A 15266-nucleotide genomic window follows, 5' to 3' on the forward strand; every position below is an offset into this window, starting at 1 on the left:
ATCATCCCGCACCTCATTGAACTGGCGGTTGACGTGATCCAGCGGGCATGGCGCGGCCTTGTCGCTGATCGTGGTCTTAACCGGTTTGCCGCGGATAACCCCCTGCAAACCCATGTCCTGCATCAATCGCGACACCGTGGAACGAGCAACATCGAAGCCTTCTCGCTTGAGCTGCCGCCACACCTTGCGCGCGCCGTAGACGGAGAAGTTCTCATCGAAGACGCGCCGAACCTCGATCTTCAGCGCGGCGTCCTGCCTGGCTCGCGCCGACAGCTTGGCGGGATCGCGCCGCTTGGCCACATGGGCATGGTAGGTCGAGGGGGCGATCGGCAACACCTTGCAGATCGGCTCGACCCCATGCGCCCCACGATGATCGTCGATGAAGGCGATCATGGCTTGGACCGGCGGTCGAGCTCCGCCATCGCAAAATAAGCGCTTGCCTTGCGCAGGATCTCGTTGGCCTGCCGCAGCTCACGGTTCTCCCGTTCCAGGGCCTTCAGCTTCTCGGCCATCTCAGTCGGGACACCGGCCCGCTGCCCGCTGTCGATCTCGGCCTTCTTGACCCAGTCATGCAGCGTCTGCGGTGTGCAGCCGATCTTGGCCGCAATCGAGGTCACTGCCGCCCAGCGCGACGGGTGCTCGCCGGCGTGATCCAGAACCATCCGAACCGCACGGTCGCGGACTTCAGGCGAAAACTTGTTCGTGGTCTTGCTTGTCATGGCTCCATCCTCTCAGGAGTTGGAGCCTCCGGCAAACCCGGGGCGGTTCAATGGTGCATTCCGGCTCAATCGGAAGCTATGACTTGAGGGGAGCAACTGACCATGAGCTCAGCACGTACTCATGGTGCTGGGCGTTCGGCGGCGAAGCATCGCAAAAAAGTAACCTCCCAGCTTGCTTCTATAGCGGGAGCTCTACAGCATTCTGTGGCCATATCTAGCTGCGTGTTGACGAACTGCCCTCCGGCGTGATCTCGCATGGAGCGCGCTGGCGAACCGTCAGGGTTCCTTCCGTAGTTCTCCCGCCGACAACATACTTTCGCCTCCTCGGCTGCGTTAAAAGCGCCAGTATAGCTCTGAGGTGAGCTGGTAAAAACGACGACGTGACGTGCAGCTGCATGCTCATCCCCTGGGAAATGCTCAAAACCATCTGCGTCCCGTTGAAGGTTAACTCGCCGTAGCGCAGATGCGCGAATCGCTCTCCGGCGCGTGCTATTGCATTTCATATGGAGCGCCAAATGGCTTCCACGTTAGGCGACAAGCTCGCGGAAGAGCAGATCACGAAAAGCTTGGAGGAGCATTTTTCTAGCCTGGCGAGCTTGGCCCGCGAAAAGGGAGTCGGCCCTTTGGCCCGACCGACCAGGATGAAGACGTCACGCGCCCCGCCGGGCACGGGTCATCGATTGGCCGGTTGGCGCTATTTGGCTTTCATCGGTTCTCTATTTGTAGCATCGATTACTGTCGTCGGGTGGCGATGGTCATCGTCCGTTGATTCGACAATGATGGTCGCCGCAGTACCGCCCCCTCCGGTACCAACCGCGCCGAATGACGTTGCGCCGACTGCCGTTTCCGTGTCTTCAGAGATTGCGCAGCAGCTCCAACCGATGGCGCGCGATTTAGCTGCCTTGAGGCAAACGGTGGAACAGCTCGAAATGAGGCAAGAACAATTGGTCCGCGGCAATGAAAATCTCGCAAGCCAACTCAAGGCGAGCCAGGAAGAAATGGCGCGGAACCACAGTACCATCGACCAGATCAAGGCGACCCAGATCCAGATGGCGCGCGAAAGCCAGACACTCACCGAGCAACTCAACGCGAGCCAGGAACAACTCGCCCACGTCATCGCCAACGCCTCAGCGCCAAAGGCGATGCCTGAGGTGAGCTCCGGAGAACCAAAGGTGACGCCCGAAATACCATTGCCTCGTCCGCGTCAGTCGGCCAATGTCGCCCAGACGCAGAAGCCGGCGCCGCCGCAAGCCAAAAAACCGCAACCGTCATTGGCATGGCCATGGTCAGTGCACTAATGCAGCACACATCCCCTACCCTCAGATGGCGACCTGGGTTTGGTCTGAGCCCGGTTTCGTTTCCGCCTCGTCGAGGCCCAGCGGACCTGGTGAAGCGTCGCGCGACTTACGTGTGCGGCTCGAGATCCAGCCGCCCACGTAAGTGGCCCTAGAGGCTCGGCTATGCAGCGCGCTGCATCCGTTCGACGCTCTGAGCTATATGGTTGCCCGCATCGTCTGCTACCTTGAGGGACATGTCGGCCATCCGACGGCTGCTGTCCATCGCGCTGCGGATCGTGTCGCGCACTAGATCCGTCTGAACGGCTGCCAAATCGTGAGGAGTTCGACAGCGCCAGAGTTCATTCATTCTGTCCATGCTCCGCTCAATCTGTTGTCGAACGAACTCAAAGTACTCGCGCGAAACCCGGTTCATACCTTTAGCGATGGCTGTCGCGGAATACATGATGGTTTCGGCGTTGCGGGCTGAGCGTTCCGTCGCCCGCTGCGCTTGGGGACTGATCGGCCGTGCGCCCGGTGGCTGTGCCGCGGAACGCGTAAAGTTCGGCTGGTAGCTTTCAATGTACGCGAAGGTCAGGTCTGATGTCCGCGTTGCTGTCAGAGAGCCGAATGTCACATCGCCGTTCTTTAGTCGAAGACCTGCTCCCTTCGCGTGATCCTGCGGCCGTCATCCCTTCAACCGTGGTGGTCTCACAGTGGCAGCGGTGCCGGGGCCCGATACCAGCACCTTCTTTCTTTAATCGTGCCCTTGGCCTTCTCGGTGACACCTCCATGTGCTTGCGATCCATACCGCGCTCCTTCATTTTCGGTGATGCATAACGCACGAGAGAGTTCGCCGCCATCGAACCGGTTCAGGGGCCGCATCCTATCGAAAAGATAACGGGCCGTTCCTGCATCAGCTCAAGGCGACCTGCGGAGTTCAGATGGGAGCTAGCTCGGCTTCACGCGGGCTTTCGGAGCTGCCGTGAGGAAATCATCTCGGCTTCGGTCTCCTTGATTGTGCTGAGGACGTTTTTCACGGACGCTTCCAGACTCGATAAGGAATTCGGATCGGATTCGATTTGCGGTGGACACCGTAAGTTGACTGGGCGAGCATGGTCCGCTCCCGCTGCGCATCGCGGCAAAGGCTAAGACACGTTCGGCATGCCTACGGCGAAATGGCAGTGACATCATAAAGCCAAGTGCCACGAGCACCATCATCATCACTAGCGACCCGTCGAGTGATCTGGTTATCGACGTCTCGTTGTGTTCGATAATGCGCGGCGGGGTGACCTGAACAACATCTGCCAAGACATCTTCCAGTGCCGTGCCGATCGTTTGCTCGCCTTTGCGCTCGATTACGGGTGGCGGAGTGACCTGAACGATATCCGCCGCGGCATCCACCGGTGCCGTACCGATCGCTTGCACGTCTTTGCCCTCGACGGATGGTGGCGTGACTTGAACGTCATCCGGCGCGCGATTTACCGGTGGACTGGCAGCGGTCGCATCATCATTTCCCGCGCGATGCGCGCCCAATGAGGTACGCGCCCCAAGCGGCTGCACAGGTTTCTGATCCGATAGCATCTTCCGCGTTGGTTCCTGCGGTTTGAGCTTCGTCCGCTGAGCTTTGTGAACCTTGTGGAGATCAGGCGCCGGCGTCGCGTGTCTCCACATATCCCACCGAGGGCGCGGCGCGCGTTCGCGGAACGGATAAAAAGCACCGTCAGGAAGCCAGCCGTCACCAGACCACGCGACTCTTCGGCTGGCGTGCCTGGTCTTTAGCTCCGGCCCCGGTGCACTGCTCTTCGACAGCCGCCGCAGCTGCATTCTTTCAAAGGAATGGCTCCCGATTGGGAGCCATTTTTCGATTAGTCGTCCCAGTCGTGGTAATGGTGACGCCTAATCACTACCGTGCGGTCGCCATCGCGATCATACCATCCGTGATGCCAGCCTCGATCATGTGCATAAAAGTGAGCACGCGGACTGTAGTAGTGGTCGGAATAGTCCGGGCCACTTCCGATCCGGAAACCGAATTCCTCAGCGCTTGCGATGGTCGGCGCTGCCACCGCGATGGTCGCTAACGCGGCGAGAACGTAAGAAAGCTTCTTCATCTATCTCTCCATTCGTTGGTTTCCCCGCGGGGAAAAACATAGTGCGTGGCGACGTTCCGGTTTCTCTTTGGAAACTTTCTTGAACAGATATTCATTGTGATCCCAAGCGCTCGTCTGCCTCCTGAATGTGATCATCCCTGCTCACGTTGCGTTCCATCGGGCGACGTCTACCGCGGCCGTCTCGCGCGCCCAATTTGGCGACGGGGAGCTTGCATCAGCTCATTCCGAATCAGGAACGCGCGGTAAAGCAAAAGTCACGGTCGTTGCAGATTTACAAACTGCACGCCCGTTCGAGACACTAAGCTCGTCCATTGAGACAACCGAAAAATATTTCGTGCTTACTTCAATATGATTAGGCGGGGCGAAATGTATGAGTCTATCGCAATGACAAGCGCTTATAGGGCGCGGCGTGGCTCCGTCATGATAGGCCGAGAAGCGCTGTTAGAGGCACAGCATATCTAAGAATATCGAGTCAATGGAGTCATGGGCGGCGGCTTTCCGCTCGGTGATCGCGGTAGTTGCTGCTAAGTCGGACCTCCATGCGCTGCGGAGCCGACGCCATGAGGCGGTGCTGCACGCCTTCAGGCTCGGGCTGGAGGCATCGTGTCAAAGCCGCGCAAAGACGCATCAGCGGGGCTCGGACTTTGGCGGCGGCGATGCTCATCGGGTTTTTACCGCCGCGCAGAACTGTTCCGTGACCGCCGTCGTTTCCTCGGCGACGTTCCAGCCGTTCGTCTCGGCGTTTTCCTTGGCCAGCTTATGCTCAATCTCAAGCATCTTCTTGGTAAGCGCGTACGGCTTCCAGTCGGCCTTGGACAGCTTGGCGTAGGTGTTCGCTCCACAGACGTTGTAGGCAATCGCTTTCTGCGCATTAGTGCTGACGTGGCTCATGTGGTCCTCGACCACGGCGGCGACGCGCGCCTTGGCGTATTGGCTGTTGGCTGCGATGAAGTCTTTGCAGAAGGCGACCCGTTGACCTCCGTCGCGGGCCTTGATGTAGGCCGTCTGCGTTTCGTAATGGAGGCGGTAGGCGAGTTTCTCAGCATTCGGCTCAGATTTCACCGCTTCAAGCGTGGCGCGGTGGTCACCCGAGGTGGCGTCATTGATCGTGATGTCACATACTCTGGCGAGGGAGAAGACCGGAACGTAGGCCCGCAACTTGGCTTCCAAGACATCGTTGGCGTGCGCAACTGGTGCGAACAGGCTGGCGGCGATTGCGAAAGCAACGAGACAGCGTTTCATTGGTGACATGCTCCAGATCATCGGGCAGTAAACGGCGGCGGGGGTGGGGATCGTCGCGGCCCACCACACTCACCAGCGCAGCGATCCAACCGCAAAGCGTCCAGCCCAGAAAACGGGTTGAGCAACTTACTGCGCGAATTCCTTGGGCGGCAGTCAAGCGGCAGCGTTGATCTGGATCATGCCTTCCGGCCTCCCTCGAAGGGGCCTTTACCGCTGCGGCGTCAACGACTTGAGGACGCGAGCAGTAACGCCCTGTCCTCGGTCATCGAGCGGTCGATCGCCGCCGATACCGTCTTCCAACCTGCCAGAGGCAATTGTCCGGCGAAAACTCGGCAGTCGGATCGGCGCGCACGAGCAGGTGCCGCCATGACGGTTTCGGATGAACATCGCGGTAGAAAGCCCGGAAGTTGGCCCAGCGTGTAAATCGGCGTGGCGTCCCGACGCCGATCGGCGAGCTAAAGCATTGATCCAGCAAGCGGCGAAGGGGTTAATCTTGAACGCTTGTTCACACTTGTTCTTTGAGACGGCCCTTACGCTCGGCAACATTTGGCAACATCTGTTCGACCTGACCGCTGTCTGGCAAGGTTTGATCAACCGCGTCGACGGCACGCTTAAGGCGCATAAACGCGACGGTACTGTCATCAGCGGGCACTGCCAGCTGGTCGGCTGAACCTGCCCATGTCGCAGATGGGTCAAAAGCGGCGGTCCGGCGCTCGCATACGGCAAGGTCTGATCTACCCTTGATAGCGGACCTGCCTACACCCACGACGCCAACCATTCGTGCGCCGATCCGATCCCCAACAGAGTTCGCGCTAATCGGGACGCCGCACACGCCCATCTCGCGAGCGCCACGGCCGCCGCACCGCTGAGCCTCGTGGTGGGCAGACACCACCCGTAAATTTCCCAAGTGTTGGCAACAAGGCGCACTGGTTGAGTGGAGCGCCGCACCATGAAAGCACCGAAGCCAAGGCAATGGGCCGAGCGCGAGGTCAAGCTGGCCCCGGGCAGGAGCTGGCGTATCGAAGGTAGCAGCCGAGCTGGGCCGTCACGCCGGATCAGTGAGGCGAATGGCAAGAGCGATGGGGATACTGCTGAAGAAGTAGCCCCGCGCCTCCCTGCCGGTGGATCAGATCGACCGGCGATAAAAAACGCGCGCGACACATCATCCCGTTTGTGCGGTGCGGAAGGATTTGCCGCTCGCGTTGTGCGTAATCTTACGGACGTTGCACATCCGCGATCTTTGGCATCTACTTCAGATTGTTTTTATGACGGGTCTAATTTTCAGGCGAGGTCCCATGAGCGTCAAAGCCATGATGGCGACCATTCTCCAAGATCAGATGACGTTGCGCGGTGTGAGTTCGCTATCGCCCTCCGACTACGAGGATATCGTAGAACTGCTGATAGAACGGCTTCGAGAGCTGGAGCTTAGCTTGGCGGTGCGAGAACTGACGGACAAGCACGAGCCGCAGTAGCGTAATACCGAGGCTGGCAGCGGACTTTCGACGATCCGATCCTACTGCCAGATGGCTGCAAGCTGATCACCCTGCACGACGCCGCGACGTTCATCACCAAGCTGCCAAAGCGCGAGCATGACGCGCCGGAATGGCAGGCCGCGATCGAGGCGCTGATGCTGGTGGCCGACCTCGGTGGCCCGACGATGTTCGCCCGCATCGGCGTTGTGCGCGCGCTCAATCGGCATCGCGAGCCGGTCGCAAAGCCCGCAAGAAGCGAGCGAAGGCGTACCGGCTTGCGGGGTCATTTAGCGGGAGCGCTTCGGCAGTCTGGGAAGTTTGTTCGGGTTGAACGTTGGCGTCGACTCGCTCGCCTTTAGCGAAGGCGGCTCCTCCTCGGTGAGGATGAGCGTTCCCTCGAAGAGCACTCCCGGCACCTCTTCTGCCGTCCCGACATAACGACCTATCTTGCCGGAGCACGTTCCCTCAAGCTTCAGCGTGAGGTCATCGGCGCCGAAGATAGTTACATGCTCATCGGTATGCCGTTTGATCGATACGATTGCGGTGAATCGATCTCCATCGACTTCGCAGGTGCCGTTGTAGGTCATAATGCTGCTGCGGCCCCAGATTCTGCCGGTTGCAACATGGGCAATGCCGGTGCCTTGGCCGAGCGGGGTCTTGAGCCACGCCCTGTAAGTGCCGTCTTTCAGCATCTGGAGGAAGCCTCTCCCTCGGTGTTCGCGCGAGAGCCCGATGATCGGCACAACCAGCGTTAAGATTGGGTAAAGGCCGGTGGCTGTGCGAATCCAGTACACGCCAAGCGTGCCTGTAATCTCGCAGGCCCGTCTCACCCAGAGGCTCCCCACGGCGAAGGAAATGTGGGTCGATCATCCCACGTCACATATCCGCACTGCCTGCACTGGAACATTGTCACGGTCCGGCCCGTGTGCGGATTGAACATTTCAGACACGATCGGCACGCGGTCGCTGCCGACGCAGTCGCAGATCGGCAAGTTTGCCGCCGTTCGGTCGATCTCGCTCATGGCGCAGGCCGTAGTTTTCCGGGCGGCACCCGCCGTTTCCAGTTAAGTTTTATCGGATATACCCGCTCTCCGTGAGTCGGAATTTTGATCATCCAGCCGAGGCTGAAGAGGCAATGAGGCGAGCCGTAGCGGCTACGAGCGCGCTTGATCGCTTGAAGTGGCTGCGCGTTGCATTGGCATGGATTGACCTAGCAGGCGACGAGACATCGCATGGTGTGCACAAGCGGGACTCCGCCGCATGAAGTACGCCGCCGAAGGTCCATTCGTCGACCCCGACGCGGCCGCCCGCAAGCTGGTCGAGATCGCCAGCGGCATCGAGCCGCTGCAGGACGGCCGCATTTAACCTCGGCCCAATTCGAGGCGTGCATCAATGCGTTTGAGTTACTCCGGCTGTTATCCACCAGAACGAAGAAATGGATCCACGGACCCAGCTAACCGGTCCGCCAGTTGCACGGCGACCGCCGTGGACTGCTTTTCGGAAGGCAGGGAGCCGATAGAATTGACTGCCAGCCAGGTACCAGCGGAAAGAACAGCTATCACAATCGCCGCGAGATATTCGGTCCTCATGGAGATGGTCCCTTCATCACCCCCAGAAGCTAACCGGACACTCTCAGAAATGGTTCCGACCAGCCGCGCGGCTCGATGTCTTCGTCCGCAGCGGAAGTTGCTACCACGGCGCCAGCGCGCCTAGTCGCTCCTAGGTTCCCTCCTTCCGAGTGGAACATTGGCGTCGTGATTAGAAATCGGGAACGAAAGCCGTCTGCGAGCTTTAGAAATGTGAGACCGCCGCTCGCCGGTACTACACGGCGCATGTCGCGGATAGCCAAAGGTTGCTGACCCGCTTTTCTCTACAAGCGCTCGCGCAAGATAGCCAAAAGCGGCGGTCTCCGGTTCCATTCAAAATCACCAGCCGCGCCCCGATCGGTTGCGGGGAATCGCATTGGGCTGATGTCGGCGTGCCGGTGGCGTTGTTCTTACCGAGGCTCCGTCATGCCCAACCATATCGACATCGACTATGTACACAGCCCGGCCATGGTTCGAGAGATCGGCGAGAGGCTACGAGCGTCGCTGAAACCGGAGCCGGAATTACCGGCGAACCTTAGGATGCAGATTCGGCTCCGCGAACTGGAAGAGCCGTCACCATCGATCATTCCAGCGGCCAAGCGCTGAAACAAGCTGCGCGGTTGAGCCGCAAACGGCTCGGCCGAACATGGACGAGCGCTGTCACCGGTGAAGCTTCGTGCGTCAAGGATTTTGAGTGAGTACGGTGAGGCGCACTCCGAATTGATCGGCAAAGCCGTCGTCCTTAGCGACGGAAAGGCAGGCACGGTCGAGAACGTTTGGCTGGATGAATTGCACGGGCTCCGGATTTCGATTACAGGCCATGATGGAAGATGGCCGGTCTCAACCATCAAGTTCGTGGAGAGCTAGACCATTCGCATCGGCGCGCGCTGCCCAGAGCGCGCTCCTTTCAGATCATTCCAATCAAGATGAAAAGAGCGATCTCGGTCAGGAAAGTGACGCTCATAATGGCGACCGTAAGGAACGCGTCGCCCGCTGGTAGAGGGGTCATAGATGCCTCGCGCGTTGCGAAGCCCCGAAGCCAAGAGCCAAACTCCCCGACCTTGGGGAATGTTTCAGTTCCAAGCAGGGCGGCGATCGGAAATTAAAAGTCGCATGAGGCGACTTTGGTCGCGCCGCCATCCGGTGGAACGAGATGCCCTACCGCAGTTCTAGTTCCTTGATCGCCAGAGCCGAACTCTGTGCGGCGTCATGAGTGCCGGTTTGCGCGATCTTGATTATCGCCTTAGCGATCATTTCCGTTAGCGGACCCTTTTAAGCATTGGCGTAGTGGCTACTCTGCGCGAACACTCGCGCATTGCTGGGAAGCCGCAGAAGGACTGCCGCCGGAAATCGCCGGGCTGTTCGGATTGGCCACCGAGTTGCTCATCGCGATCCCAGAGCACAAGGTATCACTTCGCGATAACGGACGAGAAAGTCAGACGGACGTTTTCGCTCTGATAAAATCGAACAATCGCACCGTCGCCGTCGCGGTGGAGGGCAAGGTCAATGAGTCCTTTGGGCCGACCATAAAAGATTGGTATGTGGACCCATCCGCGAGGAAGCAACAGCGGCTGGCGTTCTTGTGTGATCTGATCGACGTTGCGTGTCCACCACCCGATGATCTCCACTACCAGTTATTTCACCGCACCGCCTCGGCAGTTCTCGAAGCCGCTCGCTTCAAGACCGACGACGCCGCGATGATCATCCATTCGTTCTCGCAAGATTACAAATGGTTTGACGCTTAGAGGAGCTGAAATAAAATGATCGAGCCCTGGAAGGGTGTTGCAACCCGACGCGCCCAGATATTCCGAGTGGTGAATCGTCGCGGCGGCTGTATCGTTTGCGCCAACAGTGATTGAGGGGTTGTTCCGGCGCTCATCAAGTGAGCCCTCCAAATCAACCCGTTCGCTGATACCGTCTGTCATGCAAAGAAGTCCATGCTCAAGACCGAGCAAGAATACAACAGTGCAATCATTGAAGGGTGCATCAAAGAAGGCATCGAGGCTGGCTTTGGAGTTGCCACCGGACGATCATTCCCAGCGACCACTTGGTTTCGTTCGCGCGGCGATCGTCGTCTCGATTTCCTGAACCATCTCTCGCACCCGTTCGGCGAGCCGTTCGAACAGCGCTCGCGTCTGCCTATCCGGTGCAGTTCTCGCCAACCGAGCACAATAGCCTGCCTCCGCTCGAAACTTCTCAAGTTGAGCAATAAGCTCTTCCATTCTCGCTCTTCTACTCGCCCACGTTCCAATAGCTGTTTAGCGGGGACCTACCGGCCGGACACCTGGGAAATTTCCCAGGGTCCCAAGGCTTACAATGGCGGTTGCGCTCCAGGGAGAAAGACGGCTCAAGGGGGCGGGAGCTTAGAGCTTCTAGCGCGACGCTCGACGACGGAGTCACGGTTGCGCTGCTTTTTGAAGCGAGACAGGCGCCAGATGCGGCGCCGTAGAACTACTGTGCCAAGTTGTTGCTGTGCTTAGCCCGCGGCTGTGTTCATCCCGAACGCCGGGTCGCGCTCCTGATCGGCACTCCGCCTATAAAAGCGTTCCCCCGCTCGCGAACCCGGTGAACGATGCCACTCTTGTCGGAGGCATGTTTGCAAAGGACCGGCGATCGCACGTCAGCTAGCAACCTCCTCGCGCGCAGATGCGGGCAGCGCCCTCTGAGACCTGTCGCCGTCACGCCGCACGCTGCGTTCCGTTTGTGACTATTATGCAGCCTGGCTTCGACCGCCGTCGATGACCATGAACAGCGCGCGCCGATCAATTGGCGAGCTACTCGGCTGATCAGGCTTTTCAGCGGACCCTACAGGTGGCGTACACTTTTCCAGCAAGCTATCCGACGTTGCCGCTTCTGCTTCGACATTAGCGACGGGAGCTCTCACCTTCTGTTCCATAAGTTCGAGTGCGGCTGCGCCCTTTGCTGTCAATCGCCAACCGAACGAATACCTTTGCACAAAGCCTAAGGAGAAGACGTCCAACGAGGGGAGCGTAGCACCCAGCCGCTTGCTGTAGCTTGCCCAATCAGCGCCGCTCGTTGCCAAAAATGCGAGGTCGCGTTTGATATCCGTAAGCGTCGCCAGCCCATTGGGGTAGCTAGCAAGTACCTTCAAAATGGATACCTGGAAATTCACGACTGCCACTCACCCGGCTATGCCGACCATTTTGTCAGCAGTTCGTGGCACAATGCAATGACTTTGAATGTACAATACGGCTTACTGATCTAGCAGAACTCCGTTAGGCGCGGCATGAGCGATGCCGGATGAGAAGGAAGTCCACGATAGCCTGGCACGAATGTGCTCTGCATACTGGAGGGTGACGAGTTGGCGCCCCTATTGCACGCACGGGAGAGGTACTCGAAGCCGCGCAACATCAGGTCATTAATGGTGACTGACTTCTTCTCTCCAAGCATACCGGCGCATCTACGTTCTCGGTCCAGCGCCGCGTGACTCGTTCAATGGACGCAGCCGTGGAGAGCCGGGCAGCAGCGAACTGGGCCGCGATTTTACGAAGATTGAGCGACGGACTTCCCGAGATGCCCCTTACCTCTGATCCATCTGGCGAGTTCGCTGCTGCGAACAATGAAGCGTTGTTCTTCGCGATGTTCGCGGGCGACGACCGCCGCGATGAAGATCAGCGTCCCGCTTCTCGACATGCGCCACATGGTGCGCCGCCTGTACGTCGATGGCCCTGCCGTGGCGAATTTGCACCAGCGCCGCCGGATCGTGAACGATCAGGACAGCGCGACCGCGCGCTGCCTGCCGCCGTCGTCAACCGCTTTCCAGTCATTGGGTCGGGACGCCGTCCGCTATCGTCTCCGGGTCGGCACGAGCATGGTCACGACCACCGCCACCAGAACAAAAACAAGGACGATGGCGAGTGCTTCAAAGGACCCCATAGCGCTGATCTCCGTCAGGCCAGCCATCTTCCCTAACGTTAACTCATCAGAAGGACGGTCCCGTGCGGCAAATCGCATCGGAGGCGACTACTGTGCGCTTCCGTCTCCGCGCACCCGCCACGTTTCGGGTCCCTCTGGGTGCATAGATAAACGCGGGGACCGCGCGACCGCGCCCCTTCGGCATATTTGCGTTTTTCGTTTTTTGTGTTTCCTTTGCTGCATCTGCCTTTGAAAGGCACGCCGAGATGCGGCGCATCGATCTGTTCGAGGCCACGATGCAGGGCTGGGCGCGGCTCGACGCGCCGCAGCGCGAGCGGTTTTTCCAAGCGGGCCTGAATGCGGCTCGACAGGCGAGAATTCCGCGCGTGGCTCCTGCGGCGCGTCAGGACCGCGCCGCTCGCGACTCCGGTCGATGCGGCGCGCTAGCAATCTGGGACGGCGACTTGGCGCTGATGCTGAAGAACTGGCCCTTAATGGCGAACGATGCCGATCGCGGGACGCAGCCGTAGGACGCTGCTGCCCGTGTTCGCCGTCCGGTCGGCGAGCGCCACAGCGGTCACCAGCGCCAGCCAACCGCCGTCGGCATGGGCTCGGCGCGTTTCAATCCAATTGCCGTACGCATCGTAACAGTTGTTGTAAGCACCGTAAGCGCCATAGGCCGCGGCACCAACGGCTGCGGCTCCCACTGCTGCCCTGCCGTATCCGCGATAATACCCTCGGCCTGCGACCGGGTAGCCCGGACGACCGGCGAGTTGTACTTGTGTACCGATTCCGACATCTGGCGTGACCCGTACACTCATTGCCACGCAGAACAACTCGAATCGGGCACCTGGTACGTGCACCGTCCCCACTACTCCCTTCAACGAGAGGCTGGAACAGCAAGATCGCGGCCCCCCAGGAGGTCCGGGATTGATATTACCTGCGGTTCAAAGCCGAGGGCCATACATGGCGGTCTCTTGGTGAGGCAGATTTGCAAGCACAAGGGACCAGGAACGGCGTTCACGAGCATTGTGCGCGCTGGGAAGCAGTTTCACTTTCAGAAATGGTCCGATGACGACAGAGAGATTATTAAGTCGATAGATGGCAAGCGAATTGATAGCGGTGACATCCGGCTAGTCGCTCTACCAAGACAAAGGGACGAAGCTATTTGGGTCGGCCCTCGGGTGGGGCTCCGAGCGCGAGAGCCGGATCCAAATAATCTCGAAGGTATTTCATTCCGAAGCGCACCTCTGAGAGCCGCAACCTGGCAGATGGATGGGCGGATGAAGGTTGTGGGTGACTAGGACCGTGCAAGACCCACGCGACGCACGTTATCCTTCCAGTCCTTCGATCGAAGGTATGGGCTCGGATATGGGCCGCCAAATAGTCCGCTTCAGGAAGCACTGAAGGATAAAGACTTTTTCGGCGTGCATGGCGGAGGGAGAGAATCTGCAAAAAAACTTGCTCGAACGCTGCAGCTCAGGTTCTCTCGGTAGGGGAGAGACGGCATTCTCCGACGGGCACGCGTTGAGGACGGACTACGGTACGCCGTAGCGCGCGAATTCCTCGGCGATGTCGCCCCGGACGGCTTTCGCGGCCGCGACATCGGCTTCTCCCGAAGCCGTCTCGCCGCGGCGGATCTTTGCCCGGCCGCGACCGTACAGCGCGGCGGCGAGCGTGGGGTCGATGCGTAGCGCGGCGTCGTAGTCGGCGATGGCCGCATCGGTCCGTCCAGCCTTGAGGTGGGCGAGCGCGCGGGAATCGTAGGTCGCAGCCGTATGCGCGCCCGACCCGATCGCCTTGTCGCAGGCTTCCACCGCGCCTTGCGGGTCGCCCGTGCTCGCCCGGATCCAGCAAAGGCCGCTCCAAGCCACTTCCATGTCGGCGTTCAGACGAGTCGCGGCGGTGTAGTCGCTTTCGGCGCGTACGAGATCGCCCTTCTTCAGCCAGGCCTCGGCGCGGTTGACGAAGGCCCCGGGGTATGCCGGCTGGAGGGCGATGGCTCGGTCGAAATCCTCCATCGCGGCGTCGTAGTCGCCCGTCCTCAGTCTCGCCGCGCCGCGGTTGTTGACGGGCTTGGCGAAGGTCGGATCGATGCCTATGGCCGCGTCGAAGTCGGCGACAGCGCGGTCGTAGTCGACCTTCGCCGCGTAGGCGATGCCGCGGTTGTTGTGGGCCATGGCCAGGGCCTGTGGCCCGCCACGGCCGGCTGCGATGAAGGCAGAGCAGGCCTCGATCCTCCGGTCGGGCGACGAGGCGGCGTTGCAGAGCTCGACGTTCCGGAATTGACCTGCCGGCTTCTGCGCCGACGCGGGGGCGGCCAGCAGCAGGATCATAACTGGCGCCGTCCCGAAGACCTTCAGCATCCCCGGCAGATGCCGAGAGCGCGGTCGGCCCTCCGCTGCCGGGGAGGCGCAACGGTCGGACCGGCCTTCCGCTTCATGACGGCATCCTTGCCCTGCTCGATCAGGGTGGCGAACTTGACCGTGCCGTCGTCCGAAATCTCGATGTGGGGCGTGGTGCCCCGGATCCCCAACGTCGCCACCGGCGTGTCCACCTTCATGCTCCCGGTCTTGGCGACGCTGCCGGCGACGAAGGTGAAGGTGCCTCTGGTCAGGCTGATCAGGGTTGAATTGTCCTTGCCGTCCGGATCGTAGACGAACTCGCTCATTTCCATGCTGGCGTTACTCGACAGGCTGAAGGAGCTGCCGTCGGCGAAATTGATACCGAGGCGCCCGTCGGCGCCCGTCCTGACGACGTCGCCCCGATAGACTGGATCGCCGACCTTCGCGCTGGCCCCGTCCTCGGACAGTCTCGCCTGCACAACCGCGGCATCGATATGCTCGATCACTGCCTTGCCAGCGACGGTCACGACCTTGCCGATTGGCTTGACGTCCTGCGCCCGAAGCGGCGCAGGCGGATACGCCACTGCAACGAGCAAAAGGCAGAGAAGTCCTGCAACCGTCCTTAGTCCGTGCATGCGTCCG

At 60.0% G+C, this 15266-nt stretch carries 16 protein-coding genes, 2 pseudogenes and 1 other annotated feature; of the genes and pseudogenes, 7 read left to right on the plus strand and 11 right to left on the minus strand.

The window, feature by feature from the left end; translation table 11 throughout:
* Positions 1-18: 18 nt before the first annotated feature.
* A pseudogene (locus ABIB90_RS34715) lies at positions 19-719 on the minus strand (IS3 family transposase); the annotation flags it as partial.
* Positions 319-435: a sequence feature (AL1L pseudoknot), on the minus strand. It overlaps the preceding pseudogene by 117 nt.
* A 515-nt stretch (positions 720-1234) precedes the next feature.
* On the opposite strand from ABIB90_RS34715, the gene ABIB90_RS34720 reads away from it, so the two are divergent.
* Positions 1235-2017: a hypothetical protein gene (locus ABIB90_RS34720; protein ID WP_354202323.1), complete on the plus strand. Its 783-nt coding sequence runs from the start codon at positions 1235-1237 to the stop codon at positions 2015-2017.
* Positions 2018-2177: 160 nt separating this feature from the next.
* Here ABIB90_RS34720 and ABIB90_RS34725 read toward each other — a convergent pair whose 3' ends face one another.
* From ABIB90_RS34725 to ABIB90_RS34740, 4 genes are all read right to left on the minus strand, one after another.
* Positions 2178-2630, minus strand: a complete 453-nt coding sequence (locus tag ABIB90_RS34725; RefSeq protein WP_083869737.1) for a phasin family protein — start codon at positions 2628-2630, stop codon at positions 2178-2180.
* A 314-nt stretch (positions 2631-2944) separates the two neighbouring features.
* The gene (locus ABIB90_RS34730; protein ID WP_354202324.1) at positions 2945-3577 is read right to left on the minus strand and encodes a hypothetical protein; all 633 of its coding nucleotides are present in this window, start codon (positions 3575-3577) and stop codon (positions 2945-2947) included.
* Positions 3578-3861: 284 nt separating this feature from the next.
* Entirely contained in the window at positions 3862-4104 is a 243-nt protein-coding gene (locus tag ABIB90_RS34735; protein WP_009859233.1) for a hypothetical protein, read from the minus strand.
* Between the two features lie 660 nt (positions 4105-4764).
* The gene (locus ABIB90_RS34740; protein ID WP_354202325.1) at positions 4765-5346 is read right to left on the minus strand and encodes a hypothetical protein; all 582 of its coding nucleotides are present in this window, start codon (positions 5344-5346) and stop codon (positions 4765-4767) included.
* A gap of 379 nt (positions 5347-5725) precedes the next feature.
* On the opposite strand from ABIB90_RS34740, the gene ABIB90_RS34745 reads away from it, so the two are divergent.
* Positions 5726-6016 carry a hypothetical protein gene (locus tag ABIB90_RS34745; protein WP_354202326.1) on the plus strand — a complete coding sequence of 97 codons (291 nt, stop codon included), beginning with the start codon at positions 5726-5728 and terminating at the stop codon, positions 6014-6016.
* A gap of 625 nt (positions 6017-6641) precedes the next feature.
* The gene (locus tag ABIB90_RS34750; protein WP_354202327.1) at positions 6642-6818 is read left to right on the plus strand and encodes a hypothetical protein; all 177 of its coding nucleotides are present in this window, start codon (positions 6642-6644) and stop codon (positions 6816-6818) included.
* Between the two features lie 41 nt (positions 6819-6859).
* Here the strand turns inward: ABIB90_RS34750 and ABIB90_RS34755 are convergent, their stop codons facing one another.
* On the minus strand, positions 6860-7105 hold the full coding sequence (locus ABIB90_RS34755; protein ID WP_157158496.1) for a hypothetical protein: 246 nt from the start codon (positions 7103-7105) through the stop codon (positions 6860-6862).
* Positions 7106-7510 carry a hypothetical protein gene (locus ABIB90_RS34760; RefSeq protein WP_354202328.1) on the minus strand — a complete coding sequence of 135 codons (405 nt, stop codon included), beginning with the start codon at positions 7508-7510 and terminating at the stop codon, positions 7106-7108.
* A 1319-nt stretch (positions 7511-8829) separates the two neighbouring features.
* Here ABIB90_RS34760 and ABIB90_RS34765 point away from each other — a divergent pair.
* From ABIB90_RS34765 to ABIB90_RS34775, 3 genes and pseudogenes are all read left to right on the plus strand, one after another.
* Positions 8830-9009, plus strand: coding sequence for a hypothetical protein (locus tag ABIB90_RS34765; protein WP_354202329.1), 180 nt, complete (start codon positions 8830-8832; stop codon positions 9007-9009).
* Positions 9010-9060: 51 nt separating this feature from the next.
* Positions 9061-9270: a PRC-barrel domain-containing protein gene (locus tag ABIB90_RS34770; protein WP_354129587.1), complete on the plus strand. Its 210-nt coding sequence runs from the start codon at positions 9061-9063 to the stop codon at positions 9268-9270.
* A 452-nt stretch (positions 9271-9722) separates the two neighbouring features.
* Positions 9723-10148, plus strand: a pseudogene (locus tag ABIB90_RS34775) (DUF6946 family protein); the annotation flags it as partial.
* A 285-nt stretch (positions 10149-10433) separates the two neighbouring features.
* On the opposite strand, the gene ABIB90_RS34780 reads toward ABIB90_RS34775, so the two are convergent.
* Both ABIB90_RS34780 and ABIB90_RS34785 read right to left on the minus strand, forming a co-directional pair.
* Positions 10434-10625, minus strand: coding sequence for a hypothetical protein (locus ABIB90_RS34780; RefSeq protein ID WP_157158494.1), 192 nt, complete (start codon positions 10623-10625; stop codon positions 10434-10436).
* A 488-nt stretch (positions 10626-11113) separates the two neighbouring features.
* Positions 11114-11536, minus strand: coding sequence for a hypothetical protein (locus ABIB90_RS34785; RefSeq protein WP_009859223.1), 423 nt, complete (start codon positions 11534-11536; stop codon positions 11114-11116).
* Between the two features lie 1009 nt (positions 11537-12545).
* On the opposite strand from ABIB90_RS34785, the gene ABIB90_RS34790 reads away from it, so the two are divergent.
* On the plus strand, positions 12546-12809 hold the full coding sequence (locus tag ABIB90_RS34790; RefSeq protein ID WP_354202331.1) for a hypothetical protein: 264 nt from the start codon (positions 12546-12548) through the stop codon (positions 12807-12809).
* Between the two features lie 1008 nt (positions 12810-13817).
* Here the strand turns inward: ABIB90_RS34790 and ABIB90_RS34795 are convergent.
* Complete coding sequence (locus tag ABIB90_RS34795) at positions 13818-14645, minus strand: tetratricopeptide repeat protein (RefSeq protein ID WP_502918253.1); 828 nt, start codon at positions 14643-14645, stop codon at positions 13818-13820.
* Complete coding sequence (locus ABIB90_RS34800; protein WP_354202333.1) at positions 14639-15259, minus strand: FecR family protein; 621 nt, start codon at positions 15257-15259, stop codon at positions 14639-14641. The genes ABIB90_RS34795 and ABIB90_RS34800 overlap by 7 nt, the downstream gene beginning before the upstream one ends.
* Positions 15260-15266 lie beyond the last annotated feature (7 nt).

Source organism: Bradyrhizobium sp. JR4.1, assembly GCF_040548605.1.
Taxonomy (GTDB): Bacteria; Pseudomonadota; Alphaproteobacteria; order Rhizobiales; family Xanthobacteraceae; genus Bradyrhizobium; species Bradyrhizobium canariense.

Bases quoted from the DNA above. Each gene is read 5' to 3' on its own strand.
- ABIB90_RS34730 (WP_354202324.1), bottom strand. From the start codon at position 3,577: ATGCTATCGGATCAGAAACCTGTGCAGCCGCTTGGGGCGCGTACCTCA.
- ABIB90_RS34765 (WP_354202329.1), top strand. From the start codon at position 8,830: ATGCCCAACCATATCGACATCGACTATGTACACAGCCCGGCCATGGTT.
- ABIB90_RS34735 (WP_009859233.1), bottom strand. From the start codon at position 4,104: ATGAAGAAGCTTTCTTACGTTCTCGCCGCGTTAGCGACCATCGCGGTG.
- ABIB90_RS34720 (WP_354202323.1), top strand. From the start codon at position 1,235: ATGGCTTCCACGTTAGGCGACAAGCTCGCGGAAGAGCAGATCACGAAA.
- ABIB90_RS34760 (WP_354202328.1), bottom strand. From the start codon at position 7,510: ATGCTGAAAGACGGCACTTACAGGGCGTGGCTCAAGACCCCGCTCGGC.
- ABIB90_RS34795 (WP_502918253.1), bottom strand. From the start codon at position 14,645: ATGCTGAAGGTCTTCGGGACGGCGCCAGTTATGATCCTGCTGCTGGCC.
- ABIB90_RS34800 (WP_354202333.1), bottom strand. From the start codon at position 15,259: ATGCACGGACTAAGGACGGTTGCAGGACTTCTCTGCCTTTTGCTCGTT.
- ABIB90_RS34745 (WP_354202326.1), top strand. From the start codon at position 5,726: ATGAACATCGCGGTAGAAAGCCCGGAAGTTGGCCCAGCGTGTAAATCG.
- ABIB90_RS34790 (WP_354202331.1), top strand. From the start codon at position 12,546: ATGCGGCGCATCGATCTGTTCGAGGCCACGATGCAGGGCTGGGCGCGG.
- ABIB90_RS34755 (WP_157158496.1), bottom strand. From the start codon at position 7,105: ATGACCCCGCAAGCCGGTACGCCTTCGCTCGCTTCTTGCGGGCTTTGC.
- ABIB90_RS34740 (WP_354202325.1), bottom strand. From the start codon at position 5,346: ATGAAACGCTGTCTCGTTGCTTTCGCAATCGCCGCCAGCCTGTTCGCA.
- ABIB90_RS34780 (WP_157158494.1), bottom strand. From the start codon at position 10,625: ATGGAAGAGCTTATTGCTCAACTTGAGAAGTTTCGAGCGGAGGCAGGC.
- ABIB90_RS34750 (WP_354202327.1), top strand. From the start codon at position 6,642: ATGAGCGTCAAAGCCATGATGGCGACCATTCTCCAAGATCAGATGACG.